Below are 16,725 nucleotides of genomic sequence, written 5' to 3'. Positions count from 1 at the left end.
CTCTGGGGAAGAGGGTTTGCTGCTGGACCGAGGAAACGGGAGAGCAGCAGGCCACAGCAAGGGCCAATAGGGAGACGGTGGATCGTTCTGCGGCCTGTCGTGGGTACGTCCCGGGCGTGCGGGAGTCCCGCCCGCCGTCACCGCCCCGGCAGGGCGCCTGCGCTCACGCCCCCGACCGGTCCGTGAGCGCCACCGGGGGTTCGTCGTCCATTTCGAAGGCCATCGGGAACGGCGCGTGGCCGGCCAGCCGGAACCAACGCACCTTGCGGTGACGCCGCAGCGCCCGCGCCGCCCGCACCGCGTCGTTGTGGAACCGCCGGGCCATCGGCACCCTTCGCACCGCCTCGGTCAGCTCCCGGGCCGCGGCCTCCCCGCCGGGTGCCTCCCGGACCGCCTCAACCTGCTGCGCCTCGCCGAAGACGGCCCGCAGCGCCTGGCTCAACTCGCTCTCGGCCACCTCACGCTGCTCCTCCTCCGCCTGCCGGGCCGCGTGCGCGGCCTCGTACAGGACGATCGACGCGGCAGGGTCGAGCACCCCGGAGGTAGCCAGCTCCTGGGCGACCGAGGCCCGCCGCAGCAGCTGCGCGTCGAGTGCGGCGCGCGCCGCGTCGATACGGGAGTGCAGCCGATCCAGGCGCCCCGCGGTCCAGCTCAGGTAGAGGCCGATCGCCACTAGTGCGACGAGGATCCAGATGAGGGTTGCGGTCACGGGCGGCAAGGCTACCGGTCCGGGCTCCGGCTCCCTCGGGCTCCCTGCGGCTCCCACACTCGCGGGCGGTGGTGGGCCGGGATCAGTCCCGGGTCAGGCCGAGGCGGGCGCGCAGCCCCGTTCGTTCGTCGGCGGCCACCGCGGCCGCGCCGTCCGTCACCGTCTCGTAGACCGACATGATGTCCGCCCCGACGGTCGACCAGTCGAAGCGCCGCACATGGGCGCTTCCCCGTGCGCGCAGTTCCGCGCGCCGCTTCGGGTCCCCCAGCAGCCGCACCGCCGCCTGGGCGAGCGCGTCGGCGTCCTCGTTGGCGAACAGCTCGCCGGCCGCTCCCCGGTCCAGGACCTGGGCGAAGGCGTCCAGGTCGGAGGCGAGCACGGGGGCCCCGGCCGACATCGCCTCGACCAGGATGATCCCGAAGCTCTCACCACCGGTGTTGGGCGCCACGTACAGATCGACGCTGCGCAGGAGGCGCGCCTTGTCCGCGTCGCTGATCATCCCGAGGAACTCCACGCGCGAGCGCAGCTCGGCGGGAAGCGTCTCCACCGCCTCCTCCTCGTCGCCCCGGCCGGCGACCAGCAGCCGGGTCCCCGGGCGCGCGGCCAGGATCTTCGGCAGCGCCCTCATCAGGACCGGCAGCCCCTTGCGGGGCTCGTCGATGCGCCCGATGAAGCCGATGGTGTCACCCTGCCACTGCGGATGGGGCTTGGCCTTCGCGAAGAAGTCGACGTCCACGCCGTTCGGGATCACCACCGCGTCGCCGCCCAGGTGCTCGACGAGGGTGCGGCGCGCGTACTCGCTCACCGCGATACGCGCGCTGATCTTCTCCAGCGCCGCCTGGAGGATCGCGTACGCGGCGACCATCGCCCGGGAGCGCGGGTTGGAGGTGTGGAAGGTGGCCACGATCGGGCCCTGTGCCGCCCAGCAGGCCAACAGGCCCAGCGACGGCGAGGTCGGCTCATGGATGTGGATCACGTCGAACTCGCCGTCGTGCAGCCACCGCCGCACCCGCGCCGCACTCAGGAAGCCGAAGTTCAGGCGGGCGACCGAACCGTTGTACGGCACCGGGACCGCGCGGCCCGCGGAGACGACGTAGGGCGGCAGAGGCGTGTCGTCGTCGGCGGGGGCGAGGACGGACACGTGGTGCCCCCGCCGGATGAAGTACTCGGCCAGGTCGCGGATGTGGAACTGGACGCCGCCCGGCACGTCCCAGGAGTACGGGCAGACGATGCCGATCCTCATGGCGTCCCCTTCCGGGGGTCCTTGCCGGGATCCAGGTCGGCGAGCCACAAGCGCTGCAGCATGTGCCAGTCCTCCGGATGCTCGGCGATCCCCGTGGCGAAGGCGTCGGCCAGCGCCTGTGTCATCACAGACGTCTTCTCGGCCCGGGTACCTGTCTTAGGTACCTCGATCGGGGGATGCACGCGCCCCTGCATGACGGGCGAGTCGTCGTACCAGAGCGTCACCGGCAGCAGCAGCGCGCCGGTCTGCTGGGCGAGCAGCGCCGGTCCCGCGGGCATCCGGGCGGTCGCGCCGAAGAAGTCGACCTCGACGCCGGAGGCGGACAGGTCGCGGTCGGCGACCAGGCAGACCAGTCCCCCGTCGCGCAGCCGCCGGGCCAGCGTGCCGAACGCGGAGCCGCCGCTGTGCGGCAGCACCTCCATGCCGAGGCCCTCGCGGTAGGAGACGAACCGGTCGTAGAGCGTCTCGGGCTTGAGCCGCTCGGCGACCGTCGTGAACGGCGTCTCCAGTCTGGTGGTGACCCACGCTCCCGCGAGGTCCCAGTTGGCCAGGTGCGGCAGCGCGAGGACGACGCCGTTGCCTGCGGCCAGTCCGTCGGTGAGGTGGTGCAGGTCCTTGGGGTCGAAGCCGTTCCTGACGCGCTCCGCGCTCCAGGCCGGGAGCCGGAAGGACTCCATCCAGTAGCGCAGATAGGAGCGCATGCCCGCCCGGGAGAGCTCGGCCAGCCGCTCGGGACTCGCGTCGGCCACCACACGCGCGTAGTTGCTCTCCAGCCGTCGTACGCCCTTGCCGCGCTGCTTCCAGGCGAGGTCGGCGATGCTCCGGCCGAGCCGGGTGGCCACGGGTTCGGGCAGCTTCTTGACCGTGCTCCAGCCGAGGCCGTAGAGCCCGTCCGTCAGGCGCTCCCGGAGGTTGCTCACGCCGCCGCCCCGCTCTCCCGCTCGCCGTTCACTTGGCCGCCTCGCTCCCGTGCGACGCATTCTCGTTCTTCCCCGCCTCCGCCGCGGCGGCGTCCGCCTCGGCCGCCTCGCGCCGCACCGTGACGACACGCTGGATCAGCGTGACCAGGCTGCCGGCGGCGACGATCCACAGCGCGATCGGCAGCAGCACCTGGATGCCGGGCACACCGAACTTGTGCATGCCCGCGAGACCGGCCGCGACCAGCGAGATCACCAGACGTTCGGCGCGCTCCACGAGCCCGTTGACCGCGACGGGCAGGCCGATCGACTCTCCCCGGGCCTTGGTGTAGGAGACGACCTGGCCGCTGGCCAGGCAGAAGATCGAGACCGCGCACAGGACGTCGTCGTGGCCCTTGCCCGCGTACCAGAGGGCGAAGCCGCCGAAGATCGCGCCGTCGGCGACCCGGTCGAGCGTGGAGTCCAGGAAGGCTCCCCAGCGACTGGAGCGGCCGAGCTGGCGGGCCATGTTGCCGTCGACGAGGTCCGAGAACACGAACAGGGTGATGACGACCGTGCCCCAGAAGAACTCGCCCCGGGGGTAGAAGACCAACGCGCCCGCGACCACTCCGGCGGTACCGAGGAGCGTGACCGCGTCGGGGCTGACGCCCCGCCGGATCAGAAACGCGGCGAACGGTGTGAGGACACGCGTGAAGAATGCACGCGCGTACTTGTTCAGCATGGCCTTCCCGACGGTCGGTGCGCCGCGCGGCCCTGCTGGCCACCGGCTGGCCCATCGTAGCCACGCGCGCGTATGCGCGACGGCCGGGCACCCGCACCCCGTGTCCGCCCCGACGGCATCGGGGCGACGGCGCGATCGCATCGCCCGGAGCACGGCCGGGCGGCGGGATCGCGTCCTCCGTATGGACGCACCGTGACGGGAGTGCAAAGCTCGAAGACACCGCGGGCGTCGTCGGAGCCGCCATCGCCGGGGGCACCTCCCAGACGAAGTCTGGGGGAGGATCGGCACGTCCGCGCCCACAGTGACCTCACCGTGCACGGGAGGCAAGGCCATGGGCGACAAGGCGAATGCACACCCCGGGGCCGCCGGCAGGGCAACGGCGGCCGACCACCCCGCGTCCGTACGGAATGTGGTGCTGGTCGGCCACAGCGGATCGGGCAAGACGACTCTGGTGGAGGCTCTCGCGCTGACCGCGGGAGCGGTGAACCGGGCGGGCCGTGTGGAGGACGGCGGCACTGTCTCCGACTACGACGAGATCGAGCACCGCCAGCAGCGCTCGGTGCAGCTCTCCCTGGTCCCCGTCGAATGGGACGGGGTCAAGATCAATCTGCTGGACACTCCTGGATACGCCGACTTCGTCGGGGAGCTCAGGGCCGGTCTGCGCGCCGCGGACGCGGCCCTCTTCGTCGTCTCGGCCTCGGACGGGGTGGACGGTTCGACCCGCATGGTGTGGGACGAGTGCGCGGCCGTCGGCATGCCGCGCGCCATCGTGGTCACGCACCTGGAGTCGGCCCGGGCCGACTTCGAGGAGATGACCCGGGTCTGCGCGGAGGCGTTCGGGGCGGACGACCCCGATGCCGTACTGCCGCTGTACCTGCCGCTGCGCGGCCCGCAGGGGCCGGACGGGCACGCACCCGTGACCGGTCTGACCGGGCTGCTGTCGCAGAAGCTGTTCGACTACTCGTCCGGCGAGCGCAAGGAGGCCGAGCCGGGGCCCGACCAGCTGGCGCTCATGGAGGAGGCCCGCAACCGGCTCATCGAGGGGATCATTGCGGAGAGCGAGGACGAGACCCTCATGGACCGCTATCTGGGCGGCGAGGAGGTCGACTTCGACACGCTGGTGCAGGACCTGGAGCGGGCCGTCGCGCGCGGCAGCTTCTTCCCCGTCCTGGCCGCCGCGCCCGCCGCCGACGGCGCCCGGCAGGGCCTCGGCACCATCGAGCTGCTGGAACTGGTCACGGGCGGCTTCCCGACCCCCTTGGAGCGGGAGGCTCCCACGGTCACCACACCGGACGGCAGGCCGCGCGATCTGAAGCTCTGCGACCCGGACGGGCCCCTCGCGGCGGAGGTCGTCAAGACGTCGTCCGACCCGTACGTGGGCCGCGTCTCGCTGGTCCGTGTGTTCTCGGGCACCCTGCGCCCCGACGAGACGGTCCACGTGTCCGGGCACGGGCTGGCCGACCGCGGCCATGAGGACCACGACGTCGACGAGCGGATCGGCGCCCTGTCCGCCCCGTTCGGCAAACAGCAGCGGCCCCTGTCGCACTGCATCGCCGGCGACCTGGCGTGCGTGGCGAAGCTGAACCGGGCCGAGACCGGCGACACGCTGTCGGCCACGGACGACCCGCTGCTGATGGAGCCCTGGGCGATGCCCGACCCGCTGCTGCCGCGCGCCATCCAGGCGCACAGCAAGGCGGACGAGGACAAGCTCAGCCAGGGGCTGGCGCGGCTGGTCGCCGAGGATCCGACCATGCGGCTCGAACAGAATCAGGACACCCACCAGGTGGTGCTGTGGTGCCTGGGCGAGGCCCACTCGGACGTCGCCCTGGAGCGGCTGCGCAGCCGGTACGGCGTCCAGGTCGACGTGGTCCCGCACAAGGTCTCCCTGCGGGAGACGTTCGCCGGCAGGTCGGCCGGGCGCGGCCGTCATGTGAAGCAGTCCGGCGGCCACGGCCAGTACGCGATCTGCGAGATCGAGGTGGAACCGCTGCCGGGCGGTTCCGGCATCGAGTTCGTGGACAAGGTGGTCGGCGGGGCGGTCCCCCGGCAGTTCATCCCGTCCGTGGAGAAGGGTGTCCGCGCCCAGGCCGCCAGGGGCGTGGCCGCCGGTTACCCCCTCGTCGACGTCCGCATCACGCTCCTCGACGGCAAGGCGCACTCCGTGGACTCCTCCGACGCGGCCTTCCAGACGGCGGGCGCGCTCGCCCTGCGCGAGGCGGCGGCCGACGCCACGATCCACCTCCTGGAACCGGTCGCCGAGGTGACCGTGCTCGTCGCCGACGACTACGTCGGCGCTGTGATGAGCGACCTGTCCGGGCGGCGCGGCCGGGTACTGGGCACCGAGCAGACGACCGGTGGCCGCACCCTGGTACGGGCCGAGGTGCCGGAGATCGAGATCGGCCGGTACGCGGTCGACCTCCGCTCGCTCTCGCACGGCACGGCGCGCTTCAGCCGCTCCTACGCGCGGCACGAGCCGATGCCCCCGCAGCTGGCCGCGAAGATCCGCGAACAGGAGCGCGAGGCCTCGTAGTTGGGCCGGGGGGTTCCTTCCTCCGTCGGTGGGCGGCTTCTTGGCCGTCCGCCGACGAATGTCCGTGCCTGCCGATACGCTGATGACCTGATCAACAGGTGTGCGCGGCAAGGAAGTCGGGAAGGCCGCAGGTGCAGGTGCGGCGGCAATGGGGGCGGCAGTGACGGACGGATTCGATTTCAGCCCCGGGGCTCAGGTGCCCCTGTCGGGCTCGGCGGGTCAGACGGCGGCGACCTACGCCCTGGCGTCGGCGGCGTACCGGGACGACGAGGTGACCAAGATCCTCGACGCCGACAACGAGTGGCATCAGTCGACGGTGACGCTTCCGCGCCCGTGGGCGAAGATCCTGCGCCCCAGGTTCGGTGAGGCCTACTCCCGCGCGGTGATCGACCGCATGCTGGGCGCCGGCCGCAAGCCGCTCATCCAGTCCTTCGGCATCGAGCCCCAGGTCGTCGTGGAGCACTGCCTGGCGGCGCACCGCATCCGCCGGGAGCGCGACAACTGGCTCACTGCGGTCACGGTGCTCTGCGGAGTGCTCTTCCTGCCCGGCTTCCTGGTGTCGCTGTTGGTGTTCTCCATCCGCACCACCGTCAGCAGGCGTGAGGACCGACGGGCCGGTGCCCTGGGGACGACCCTGCTGGTCGCGGTGGGTGTGCTCGCCGTGCTCTTCCTGATCAAGATGCCCTTCACGGGTTTCTGGGCGTGGTACGCGCGCGCGGCGGTCGTCATGCCCGTGGTCGGCTGGTTCTGGGCCAAGCAGATCTGCGAGCGCACTGCGCGGGACCTGCGGGAGCGCTGGGAGAGCCTGCTGGCGGGCGGAGGCCTGGGCGCCAAGATCCCCGAGGCGGTGCCGGGGAACCCCGGCGACGCGGCCGAGCAGGTGCGCAAGGAGCTCGCCCGGCTCACGGCCGAGCAGCGGTCCAACTCGGTCTTCTACGCCGGGCCCAAGGGCATCCTCGGCATGGGCACGCGGTGGGGCAGCTGGCAGCTCGCCGAGGACCTGGTCTCCGCCGAACCGGGCAAGGACTTCCACCCCTTCCGCAGCTGGGACGTCATCACCGCGATCCAGGGCGGGCTGGCGATGCTCGAACGCACTCCCGTCAACACCGGCGGCTTCCCCAAGCCGTCCATCGCCCACTGGATCGTCACGCCGATCGGGGAGAACGCGAAGGAGGTGTCCCGGCCGAGCGGCACGGACGTGGACACGTACACCGTCAAGACGCACGCCATACAGGACATCTGCAACAAGCAGCAGTTCGGCAGCGGCGACCGGCACTACCTGGGCGTGCAGTGGACGCTCTGGGACGGCCACCTGGTGATCACCATGCTCATCACCGTGACGGTGCTGCACGACACCCTGCGCATCGAGGTCACCGGGCACGCCCTCGGCCCGGTCAATCCCCTGTTCAACGAGAAGCCTGCGGCCAAGGAGAAGGAGGTGCAGAAGGCGCTCAAGTTCTGGGAGACCCGCAAGGTGAAGCTCCCCCTGGTCGAGACCGACGAGGTGGTACGGCTCGCCGCGCGCGCCCCGCTCACCTGGTACCCACCGCTGCTGAACTGGCTGGGCGGCAGCCTGACGCTTCCGGAGCCGTTCGGTCTGCGTCACGCGTGGGCCGACCAGCCCTGGCGCCACCGCTTCATGGCCGACGACGCCCTGCGTGCCGCCACTCCCGTGCTGCGGGTGGTGCATGCGGCGGCGATCAAGACGCTCAGGGACAACGGCGTGGACGTGGAGAAGTTCGGCACGCGGTCGTCGTTCCTCAGCACTCAGGTGCAGGACGTGTCGCCGCGGAAGGCGGACGCCTACGACGCCTAGTGCCTCCGGCGGTGGGCGGGGTCCGTGCCGCCGGGGCCACCGCACCTGGGGGCTGCCGCCCCTCAGACCCCCGCTCGGGCCTGAACGGCCTCGTCCTCGATCGCCGGACCGGCCGAGATTCGCCGGCCCCGCCCTGGACTCACGCCGTAGGCCAAGCCTCCGCCAGCATCTTCCTCGTGTCGGCCAGCAGCTGCGGCAGCACCTTCGTGTGGCCGATCACCGGCATGAAGTTCGTGTCGCCGCCCCAGCGCGGGACGACGTGCTGGTGCAGATGGGCGGCGATGCCCGCGCCGGCGACCGTGCCCTGGTTCATGCCGATGTTGAAGCCGTGGGCCCCGGAGGCCGTGCGCAGAGCGGTCATCGCCTGCTTGGTCAACTCGGCGAGCTCCGCGGTTTCCGGCTCCGTCAGGTCCGTGTAGTCGGCGACGTGACGGTAGGGCACCACCATCAGGTGGCCGCCGTTGTACGGGTACAGGTTGAGGACCGCGTACACCTGCTGGCCGCGCTTGACGATCAGACCGTCCTCGTCGGACTTGGCCGGGATCGCGCAGAACGGGCAGCCGTCCTCGGCCCCCGGACCGGTCGGCTTGTTCTCGCCCTGGATGTAGGCCATCCGATGAGGCGTCCACAGGCGCTGGAACGCGTCCTGCGTCCCCACTCCGATCTGCTGCTCCGGCTCACTCGTCATGCAGTGCAGCATATGGCTTCGCCCGTTCGCGGCGTGTCGGCGGGGCTCGGACAAATCGGTCCCGGGTCACGCTCGGCCGATGGACGACGACAGCCGTACGGCCCGCTGGGAGCGGTGGACGAGGGCGCCGCTCTGTGCGGCTCGCTGTCGTGCCGCCGCCACTTCTCGTCGTGGCTGACGCAACGGTTCGCGCTCCGGCAGGACGGCGAAGGGCCCCCGGGGAGCTGAACTCCCCCGGGGGCCCTCCGTCGCGGTCAGACCTGCTCCCGCTCCTCGACGACCTTCGCGATCTTCGCGAGGGCCTCGTCGAACGGGATGCCGTTCTCCTGCGAGCCGTCCCGGTAGCGGAAGGAGACCGATCCGCCCGACATGTCCTCGTCGCCCGCGATGACCATGAAGGGCACCTTCTGCTTCTGGGCGTTGCGGATCTTCTTCTGCATACGGTCCGAGGAGGAGTCCACCTCGACGCGCAGGCCCTTCTTCCGGGCCGCCGCCGCGAACTTCTCCAGGTACTCCACGTGCGCGTCGCCGATCGGGATGCCGATCGCCTGCACCGGGGCCAGCCACGCCGGGAACGCGCCCGCATAGTGCTCCAGGAGCACCGCGAAGAACCGCTCGATCGAGCCGAAGAGGGCGCGGTGGATCATGACCGGCCGCTGCTTGGAGCCGTCCGGGCCGGTGTACTCGAGGTCGAAGCGCTCCGGCAGGTTGAAGTCCAGCTGGACCGTCGACATCTGCCAGGTCCGGCCGATCGCGTCCTTCGCCTGGACCGAGATCTTCGGGCCGTAGAACGCCGCGCCACCCGGGTCGGGGACCAGCGGCAGGCCCTGCTTCTCGGCCACCTGACGCAGGGTCTCGGTGGCCTCCTCCCAGGCCTCGTCCGAGCCGACGAACTTCTCCGGGTCCTTGGTGGACAGCTCCAGGTAGAAGTCCGTGAGGCCGTAGTCGCGCAGGAGGTTCAGCACGAAGGTGAGCGTCTTGTCGAGCTCGTCGGCCATCTGCTCGCGCGTGCAGTAGATGTGCGCGTCGTCCTGGGTGAAGCCACGCGCGCGGGTCAGGCCGTGCACGACGCCCGACTTCTCGTACCGGTACACGGTCCCGAACTCGAAGAGGCGCAGCGGCAGTTCACGGTACGAGCGGCCGCGCGCGTCGAAGATCAGGTTGTGCATCGGGCAGTTCATGGGCTTGAGGTAGTAGTCCACGCCCTCGTCGAGCTGCATGGGCGGGTACATGCCGTCGGCGTACCAGTCCAGGTGGCCCGAGGTCTCGAAGAGCTTCCCCTTGGTGGCGTGCGGGGTGTAGACGAACTCGTAGCCCTCCTCCTCGTGGCGGCGCCGCGAGTAGTCCTCCATCACCCGGCGGACGATGCCGCCCTTGGGGTGGAAGACGGCGAGGCCGGAGCCGATCTGCTCCGGAATGGAGAACAGGTCCAGCTCGGTGCCCAGCTTGCGGTGGTCGCGCTTCTCGGCCTCGGCGAGGAAGTCGAGGTGCGCCTTGAGCTCGTCCTTGGACGGCCAGGCGGTGCCGTAGATGCGCTGGAGCATCGGGTTCTTCTCGCTGCCGCGCCAGTACGCGGCGGCGTTGCGCATCAGCTTGAACGCCGGGATGTTCCGGGTGGAGGGCAGGTGGGGACCGCGGCAGAGGTCCTTCCAGCACAGCTCGCCGGTCTTGGCGTCGAGGTTGTCGTAGATCGTCAGCTCGCCCGCGCCGACCTCGACGTCCGCGCCGTCCTCGCTGGACGCCGAGCCCTTGAGGCCGATCAGCTCCAGCTTGTACGGCTCGTCGGCCAGCTCCTCGCGGGCGGCCTCGTCGGTGACGACGCGGCGCGAGAAGCGCTGGCCGCGCTTCTGGATCTCCTGCATCTTCTTCTCGACGGCCTTGAGATCCTCGGGCGTGAACGGCTTCTCGACGTCGAAGTCGTAGTAGAAGCCGTCCTTGACCGGCGGGCCGATGCCCAGCTTGGCCTCGGGGAAGAGCTCCTGCACGGCCTGTGCCATGACGTGCGCGGTGGAGTGGCGCAGGATGTTCAGACCGTCCTCGGAGGAGATCTCGACGCCCTCGACGGTCTCACCGTCCTTCACCGGGTACGCGAGGTCCTTGAGCTCGCCGGCCACGCGCGCGGCGATGATCGAGCGCTCGCCGGCGAAGAGCTCGGCGGCCGTAGTGCCCGTCGTCACCGTGCGCTCTTCCCGCTCGGAATCGCGTTGGATGATCACACGGACGTCTGACACCGGTCTCTCCTGACTGCTGATGGATGCGGCGCCATACCTGGAGCGCGCGCATGACTGGGATCGTACCGACCCGTGGCCACGCTCCGCGAAACGGTTACCGTCACTCCCCTCCGCAGGCCTCCTCGAAGAAGTCGAGGTTCTCCTGGAGCGACTTCATCAGCCGGTCCCGCTCGGCCTCGTCGACCTGTACGGGCGTCACCCCGGACGCGGCCACGAGGCGCCGGAAGCCGCCTCGGCTCTCCAGCCGTCCGTGCACGCGCACCGGCAGCCCGACCAGGTGGGCGTGGCCGGCGATCCGGTACGCCTCCTCGTCCAGCGTCATCCGTACGTGGGGCACCTCGGCCCCGGCGATGACGCGCAGCCGTACGGTGCCCTCGCCGCGCGGCCCCGACCTGCGCAGACGGACGACGGTCCCGGTGATCCGCACCGGCACGGACGGCTCCGCGCGCAGATAGCGGGCCCCGGCCTCGCGCAGCGCCGGCAGGTCGCCCGGGGAGAACTCGACCGGCTCGGCCTGCGTCGCACAGCCTTCGGGGACGCCGGCCCCGGGCGCCCACTCGACGGCGATGCGGGCGCCCTCGGAGCCACGCACCAGGGCGACCAGCGCCTCGGTCAGCTCATGGCTCACGCCCGCCTCGACGGCCGCGTCGAAGGCGTCCATGCCGCCGGTGGCCCGCTGGTAGTCGATGGCCTCCCGGGCCGCGTACAGCGCCTCGTGCAGACGTACGGCGAGCGGCCGCCCCGTGCCGACGGGCACGAAGGCGGTGAGCCGACGGCCGCCGGGGGCCGCTCCGACCAGGACGTTCTCCAGGGCCGCGGCGGCGGGCCGCCGGTGCCGGGCGCCGTAGTAGCCGACACGCGCGCGGGTGGCGAGCGCACCCGCCAGCAGCATCTGGCGGGCGGCCGTGCGCAGTTGGTCCTCGACGGCCCAGGGGGCCGCGTCGACGGGTCCCGTGGGCACGTCTCGCCACCAGCGGATCTCGTCGCTGGGCACGGCGAGCCCGACCAGCACGTCGCGGGCCGAGGGGGAGCCGCTGCGGGACAGGGCCAGTAGGGCCTCGCCGAGCAGGTCCTCGCTGTCGGGGAAGGCCCGGGTCTCCGGTACCAGCAGGCTCGTACCGCTGCCGCCGGGACCCGGCGGGGTCCACCGACCGTAACGTCCGGGGGCTCCGCCGCGGCGCTGCCAGCCGTGGCGGTGCAGGAGGGCGCTGAGCACGGCCGGGTCGACCTGGGCGGGGTCGGGCGGCTGGTTCCAGAGCGGCTCGACCGGGTGCGGCCGGACGATGCGGGCCGGCTCGTCGAGGGGACGGTGTGTCACGGTCTGCCTCCTGTTCCGACCCGGGTCATGATCTCGCACAGCGCGCGGTCGTCGAAGATCCGCGCGGTCGGGATGCGCACGGTGGTGCGGTGCCGGCCCGTGATCGGGTGTCCGGCGAGGTTGATCCAGTAGCAGCAGTGCCGCAGGTCGAGGCGGTCGTGGCCGGCCCGCAGCCACTGCTCCTGGGAACGCGGGACGATCATCACGACGAGGATCTTGTGCACCGAGACCGGGGTGCGGGCGAGCTTCGCCAGGTGGTCGTTGTCGAGCGTGAAGGAGAAGAAGCGGCCCGGCGGGTTGGGCGGGATCTGGTAGGTGCACTTGAGCTGCACCTTGATGGTGACCTCGTCGTCGACCGTGTGGCCGGGCGCGCTGTGACTGACGTGCCAGTCGATGCCGTTGTCCGGAAAGGGCTGCGACAGCGAGCAGCCGGCCGCCGCGGCGACCGCGTGCAGATAGCCCACCTGCAGTGTCTCCATGCAGGCGGTGGTGGCGAGTGTGCCGCGCTGGGGTGCCGTCCGCTCGGGCAGCAGCCCGCCCCGCTCGGGCTGCGCTATCGCCATGACCAACAGCCTTCCATGCCTCGTGAGTCCCCGTGATGGGTCCCTGAACTGCAAAGACCCGTACTCCTGTTGTGTCCTTCCGGCGTACGGCGCAAACAGCCCGGGTATCACCGAATCGGGCAGAAGACGGTACGTCAACTGCCGAGAGTGATCGAGGAGTTGGGGACGCATGACGTGCTGGTACGAGGGGCCCCTGGCCGCCTTCGACACGGAGACCACGGGCGTGGACGTGGAGGCCGACCGGATCGTGTCGGCCGCCGTCGTCGTCCAGGACGCGCCGGGCACCCGGCCGAGGGTGAGCCGCTGGCTGGTGAACCCGGGAGTGCCGGTGCCCGCCGAGGCGACGGCGGTGCACGGGCTGACGCAGGAGCATCTGCAGCGCAACGGCCGCTGGCCGTCGCCGGTGATGGAGGAGATAGCCAGGGAACTGGCCGAACAGGCCGCGATGGCCCGGCCGCTGGTGGTGATGAACGCGCCGTTCGATCTGACGCTCCTGGACCGGGAGTTGCGCCGGCATCGGGCGTCCTCGCTCGACCACTGGTTCGCGTCGGCGCCGCTGTGCGTGCTCGACCCCCGGGTCCTGGACAAGCACCTGGACCGCTACCGCAAGGGCCGCCGCACGCTCACGGACCTGTGCGCGCACTACGGGGTGGCGCTGGAGGGGGCACATGACGCGGGGGCGGACGCGCTGGCCGCGATGGAGGTCGTACGGGCGGTGGGGCGCCGTTTCGCGGGCCGGCTGGAGCGGCTGACACCGGCCGAGCTGCACACGCTGCAGAGGGGTTGGCACGCGGCGCAGGCGCGCGGGCTGCAGGCGTGGTTCGCACGCAGCGGCTTGGAGGAGTCGGTGAACCCGGCCTGGCCCCTGCGCCCGGAGCTTCCGGCGGCGGCCTGACCATGACGCACCGCGTCGAGAAGCGTGGGGAAGCACCCGGTGCAACGCGAAGACCGGTCCATCGGTGACGGACCGGTCTTCTCCGGGTGGGCGATACTGGGTTCGAACCAGTGACCTCTTCGGTGTGAACGAAGCGCTCTCCCACTGAGCTAATCGCCCGGGAACGCACTGAACAATACAGGTCCCGGCGGGTTCCCTTCAAACCGCTTCGAGGTGCGCCACGAGTCCCCGCCGTCCGGCCCGCATCATCAGCCGGTGATTGGCGCGGAAGAAGGGCCGCCCCACCACGGCGAACCGCTTGAGCAGCGGCTTCTGCACGTCGACCACCTGGTCGTAGCGGGCGACGGAGCCGGCACCGGCCGCGGTGACGGTCCAGCGCGCCCAGCCCTCGATGTCGCCGGACATCGCGACCTCCAGCACACCGGCGAATTGATCGCGCCGCGTCTCCTGTGCGGTGAAGGTCATGTCGTACGGCAGCAGGGACCGGATCGTGATCACGGCACGCGTGTCGTCGACCCGGTGCACCGCGCGAACCTGCGGCCACCAGCGAGGATAGTCCTCGGCCCGCTCCAGCGCGGCGTACGCGCGGGCGGGTGGAACGGGCAGCGCCCACACACTGCGGAAGCGGTAGTGGTTCCAGTCCATGGGGCGAGTCTGCCGGTGCGGGCCACCGCGGGGCGGCACCTCGGTACGGCTCCGAGTGCGCGCACTCACGGCAAGTGACGTGATGTGCACCACACTGCACCATGACCCATCTGCCGCCCTCACCCGAGGAGTTGCGGATCCCCGACGCCGGGCTACGGCGACGCGAGGCCCGCAGGGCCCTGGTGGTAGACAGCGATTTCGCCGGTGTGGCGGGAGTGGAGCGGTCGGGTTCGGAGTGGAGACCGGGGCCGAAGACCTTGGCCTTGATCGGCTGCCCGGGCGGGGCGGCGACCTGGGGCAGGACCCGGACCGCCTCGATCTGCGGGGCGAGCTGCTCGGGGGTGGGCGTCGACTGGTTGACGCAGAAGAGGAGTTCGGAGGTGCGGGCGATGCCGTACGGGGTGGCGAACTCTTAGCGCCTTGAAGTACTCGTCCCAGCCCGACGGGAATGCCGAGCCGCTTTCCGTCCACCCGTCCCACCTTGGCGAGGCCCACGCGGAAGTCGTCCGTCCGCACATTCCCGCGGCCACCTGGGACTTGAGGTCGAGAAGAACACCTCTCTTGTCGTACTTCCGCAGAAATCCCAGGGCGTTCTGGAATACGTCCGGGAGACTTCCGCCCATCGCCCGGGTCCGGAACTTCTCCCAGAAGGCCACGTAATCCTTGAAGTCCGTCCTTGACCTTGATCTTCGGATACTTCTTCTCGAAGACCTTGATCGACCGGTTGGTCCTCTTCGCGCACTCATCGGCGCCCCACCAGGCCCAGCGGATGGTGACCGTACCGTTCCCCGCGCCACTGTCGCCGCCACTGCCGGTCGTCGCGGCCGGCCCCAGCGCGGCCACCGAGGCGCTGGCCGCCTTCAGGGCCGTTCGCCGCTCAACTCTCCCACGACGTTGCGTCAGGCGTTCGTGAATCGTTTCAAGCAAGCGCTTGCCGACACAGGGCACGAGGCCCTCCGGGCACGTCAATGATTCGGCTCCCCCAGCGGCTCGGGAGATCCGCCCTTCGCACGCGACCCCCGCCGGGTACGCAACGAGGACGGCGTGGCGCGCGTCGTCCGCGAATACACGCCGCCCTCGGTTCTGTGGGCGATACTGGGATCGAACCAGTGACCTCTTCGGTGTGAACGAAGCGCTCTCCCGCTGAGCTAATCGCCCGGGCGCAGGGAGAACATTACCCCATGTCAGGGCGTACCTCCGACCACGCACCGGATCACTGATCCCTGACGTTCCAGGGCACCGCGAGGCCGAACTTCCGGACGTGGACGCCGACAAGAGCGGACGATCGCCGCACCGGCCGTCGTCAGGACGATGTCACGGCGCCGCACCCCGGGGTCGAGCGCTCGCTGGGTCTCCTCGGTGAGCCGGCCACCCGGGGAGCGGAAGCATGAACACGCCGGCGACGACCACCCCGAGGCCGACCATGAGAACGGCGACCTTCCGGCTGACATGCAGCGCCCGTCGCGCCTTGCCGAATTGCGGCGCCCTGGATCCGAGTGCGCCTCGGCCGCCGAGTCCCCCTCACGCGCGGCGATCTCGCCCCGTTCGTCACTCCCCGTATTCATACGCCGAAACCTACCGGAGAGAAACCAGTCACCGGAATGGACGTACGGGGCGAACGATGTCTCGGCCGGATGAGCTACGTAAAGACAGGCAAAACACTCAGAGGGGTTTACAACGGCACCGTAGGTGGCATGTCGATTTCGCCGACGTGCGAATCCCCGAGCGCACACTGAGCGAAAGGCCCTGGCGCTTATGAACACCACGGTCAGCTGCGAGCTGCACCTGCGCCTCGTTGTGTCGAGCGAGTCCTCACTGCCTGTACCCGCGGGACTGCGGTATGACACGGCCGATCCCTACGCCGTGCACGCCACCTTCCACACCGGAGCCGAGGAGACCGTCGAGTGGGTGTTCGCCCGCGACCTCCTGGCGGAGGGCCTGCACCGGCCCACAGGGACCGGTGACGTCCGCGTCTGGCCGTCCCGCAGTCACGGTCAGGGCGTCGTGTGCATCGCCCTCAGTTCCCCGGAGGGCGAGGCCCTGCTCGAGGCCCCGGCGCGGGCCCTGGAGTCGTTCCTGAAGCGGACGGACGCGGCCGTGCCGCCAGGCACGGAGCATCGCCATTTCGATCTCGACACGGAGCTCTCCCACATCCTTGCCGAGAGTTAGTCCCCGACCGCAAGCCGCCCGGCGCCGTCCACTCGGGGAGACGGCTCGGGTCAGGACAACCGCATACGGCACACCCGGGCGCCGTCGCCGCGAGCCCTCGCGGAGGCGGCGCTCGGGCGTGTACGGCACGTGACGGTAGGATTCCGGGCCGTGACGGGCCCCGCCTCGCCCGTGGGCGTCACGAGGCGTTGCGGTAGTCACGGGGCGTGCCTGGCTTGATCTGCCGCGGCCCCGTGGCGGCGGTGAGCCGCTAGGCTCGGCGAGCATCGGCGGGCGTCGG

The 16,725-nt window shown here is 70.9% G+C and carries 13 protein-coding genes, 2 tRNA genes and 3 pseudogenes; 5 read left to right on the top strand and 13 right to left on the bottom strand.

Annotated features, from left to right (window positions below; translation table 11 throughout):
- Positions 1-163: 163 nt before the first annotated feature.
- From ASC56_RS20125 to pgsA, 4 genes and pseudogenes are all read right to left on the bottom strand, one after another.
- Positions 164-709 (bottom strand): hypothetical protein, encoded by a 546-nt coding sequence (locus ASC56_RS20125; RefSeq protein ID WP_055492850.1) that lies wholly within the window; start codon positions 707-709, stop codon positions 164-166.
- Between the two features lie 82 nt (positions 710-791).
- A complete protein-coding gene (locus ASC56_RS20120; RefSeq protein ID WP_055492849.1) occupies positions 792-1,952 on the bottom strand; it encodes a glycosyltransferase family 4 protein in 1,161 nt (386 codons plus the stop codon).
- Positions 1,949-2,872, bottom strand: a complete 924-nt coding sequence (locus tag ASC56_RS20115; RefSeq protein WP_055492848.1) for a phosphatidylinositol mannoside acyltransferase — start codon at positions 2,870-2,872, stop codon at positions 1,949-1,951. Before ASC56_RS20115 ends, ASC56_RS20120 begins: the two co-directional genes overlap by 4 nt.
- A gap of 28 nt (positions 2,873-2,900) precedes the next feature.
- Positions 2,901-3,645 (bottom strand): annotated as a pseudogene (gene pgsA, locus ASC56_RS20110) (phosphatidylinositol phosphate synthase).
- 276 nt (positions 3,646-3,921) lie between these two features.
- Between pgsA and ASC56_RS20105 the strand changes: the two are divergent.
- Positions 3,922-6,120: an elongation factor G-like protein EF-G2 gene (locus ASC56_RS20105; protein WP_055492846.1), complete on the top strand. Its 2,199-nt coding sequence runs from the start codon at positions 3,922-3,924 to the stop codon at positions 6,118-6,120.
- 148 nt (positions 6,121-6,268) lie between these two features.
- Positions 6,269-7,936 (top strand): hypothetical protein, encoded by a 1,668-nt coding sequence (locus ASC56_RS20100; protein ID WP_055492845.1) that lies wholly within the window; start codon positions 6,269-6,271, stop codon positions 7,934-7,936.
- Between the two features lie 139 nt (positions 7,937-8,075).
- Here ASC56_RS20100 and ASC56_RS20095 read toward each other — a convergent pair whose 3' ends face one another.
- The 4 genes from ASC56_RS20095 to ASC56_RS20080 form a co-directional block, all read right to left on the bottom strand.
- Positions 8,076-8,636, bottom strand: coding sequence for an HIT domain-containing protein (locus tag ASC56_RS20095; RefSeq protein ID WP_055492844.1), 561 nt, complete (start codon positions 8,634-8,636; stop codon positions 8,076-8,078).
- A gap of 242 nt (positions 8,637-8,878) precedes the next feature.
- Positions 8,879-10,855 (bottom strand): threonine--tRNA ligase, encoded by a 1,977-nt coding sequence (gene thrS, locus ASC56_RS20090; protein WP_055492843.1) that lies wholly within the window; start codon positions 10,853-10,855, stop codon positions 8,879-8,881.
- Between the two features lie 100 nt (positions 10,856-10,955).
- Positions 10,956-12,173, bottom strand: coding sequence for a hypothetical protein (locus ASC56_RS20085; protein ID WP_055492842.1), 1,218 nt, complete (start codon positions 12,171-12,173; stop codon positions 10,956-10,958).
- Positions 12,170-12,736 carry a DUF4365 domain-containing protein gene (locus tag ASC56_RS20080; RefSeq protein ID WP_055492841.1) on the bottom strand — a complete coding sequence of 189 codons (567 nt, stop codon included), beginning with the start codon at positions 12,734-12,736 and terminating at the stop codon, positions 12,170-12,172. Before ASC56_RS20080 ends, ASC56_RS20085 begins: the two co-directional genes overlap by 4 nt.
- Positions 12,737-12,905: 169 nt before the next feature.
- On the opposite strand from ASC56_RS20080, the gene ASC56_RS20075 reads away from it, so the two are divergent.
- Positions 12,906-13,631: a 3'-5' exonuclease gene (locus tag ASC56_RS20075; protein ID WP_055492840.1), complete on the top strand. Its 726-nt coding sequence runs from the start codon at positions 12,906-12,908 to the stop codon at positions 13,629-13,631.
- Between the two features lie 87 nt (positions 13,632-13,718).
- Here ASC56_RS20075 and ASC56_RS20070 read toward each other — a convergent pair.
- Positions 13,719-13,790, bottom strand: a tRNA-Val gene (locus ASC56_RS20070).
- Between the two features lie 39 nt (positions 13,791-13,829).
- Positions 13,830-14,276, bottom strand: coding sequence for an SRPBCC family protein (locus tag ASC56_RS20065; protein ID WP_055492839.1), 447 nt, complete (start codon positions 14,274-14,276; stop codon positions 13,830-13,832).
- A gap of 101 nt (positions 14,277-14,377) precedes the next feature.
- On the opposite strand from ASC56_RS20065, the gene ASC56_RS40655 reads away from it, so the two are divergent.
- A complete protein-coding gene (locus ASC56_RS40655; protein ID WP_055492838.1) occupies positions 14,378-14,692 on the top strand; it encodes a hypothetical protein in 315 nt (104 codons plus the stop codon).
- Positions 14,693-14,714: 22 nt separating this feature from the next.
- On the opposite strand, the pseudogene ASC56_RS42010 reads toward ASC56_RS40655, so the two are convergent.
- The 3 genes and pseudogenes from ASC56_RS42010 to ASC56_RS42005 all read right to left on the bottom strand — a co-directional run.
- Positions 14,715-15,179, bottom strand: a pseudogene (locus ASC56_RS42010) (ABC transporter substrate-binding protein); the annotation flags it as partial.
- 183 nt (positions 15,180-15,362) lie between these two features.
- Positions 15,363-15,434, bottom strand: a tRNA-Val gene (locus ASC56_RS20050).
- A gap of 55 nt (positions 15,435-15,489) precedes the next feature.
- Positions 15,490-15,873: pseudogene (locus ASC56_RS42005) on the bottom strand (TIGR02611 family protein).
- A 158-nt stretch (positions 15,874-16,031) separates the two neighbouring features.
- Between ASC56_RS42005 and ASC56_RS20045 the strand changes: the two are divergent.
- A complete protein-coding gene (locus tag ASC56_RS20045; RefSeq protein ID WP_003959770.1) occupies positions 16,032-16,445 on the top strand; it encodes an SsgA family sporulation/cell division regulator in 414 nt (137 codons plus the stop codon).
- Positions 16,446-16,725: the final 280 nt, after the last annotated feature.

Source organism: Streptomyces sp. TP-A0356 (assembly GCF_001417775.1).
Taxonomy (GTDB): domain Bacteria; phylum Actinomycetota; class Actinomycetes; order Streptomycetales; family Streptomycetaceae; genus Streptomyces.
The sequence above is the reverse complement of the archived record's forward strand: the minus strand, read 5'-3'. Positions and strand labels throughout refer to the sequence as shown.

What these genes read in the sequence shown, in the direction of transcription:
- ASC56_RS20075 (WP_055492840.1), top strand. Translation starts at nt 12,906, where the DNA reads ATGACGTGCTGGTACGAGGGGCCCCTGGCCGCCTTCGACACGGAGACC.
- ASC56_RS20045 (WP_003959770.1), top strand. Translation starts at nt 16,032, where the DNA reads ATGAACACCACGGTCAGCTGCGAGCTGCACCTGCGCCTCGTTGTGTCG.
- ASC56_RS20080 (WP_055492841.1), bottom strand. Translation starts at nt 12,736, where the DNA reads ATGGCGATAGCGCAGCCCGAGCGGGGCGGGCTGCTGCCCGAGCGGACG.
- ASC56_RS40655 (WP_055492838.1), top strand. Translation starts at nt 14,378, where the DNA reads ATGACCCATCTGCCGCCCTCACCCGAGGAGTTGCGGATCCCCGACGCC.
- ASC56_RS20065 (WP_055492839.1), bottom strand. Translation starts at nt 14,276, where the DNA reads ATGGACTGGAACCACTACCGCTTCCGCAGTGTGTGGGCGCTGCCCGTT.
- ASC56_RS20100 (WP_055492845.1), top strand. Translation starts at nt 6,269, where the DNA reads ATGGGGGCGGCAGTGACGGACGGATTCGATTTCAGCCCCGGGGCTCAG.
- ASC56_RS20095 (WP_055492844.1), bottom strand. Translation starts at nt 8,636, where the DNA reads ATGCTGCACTGCATGACGAGTGAGCCGGAGCAGCAGATCGGAGTGGGG.
- ASC56_RS20120 (WP_055492849.1), bottom strand. Translation starts at nt 1,952, where the DNA reads ATGAGGATCGGCATCGTCTGCCCGTACTCCTGGGACGTGCCGGGCGGC.
- ASC56_RS20105 (WP_055492846.1), top strand. Translation starts at nt 3,922, where the DNA reads ATGGGCGACAAGGCGAATGCACACCCCGGGGCCGCCGGCAGGGCAACG.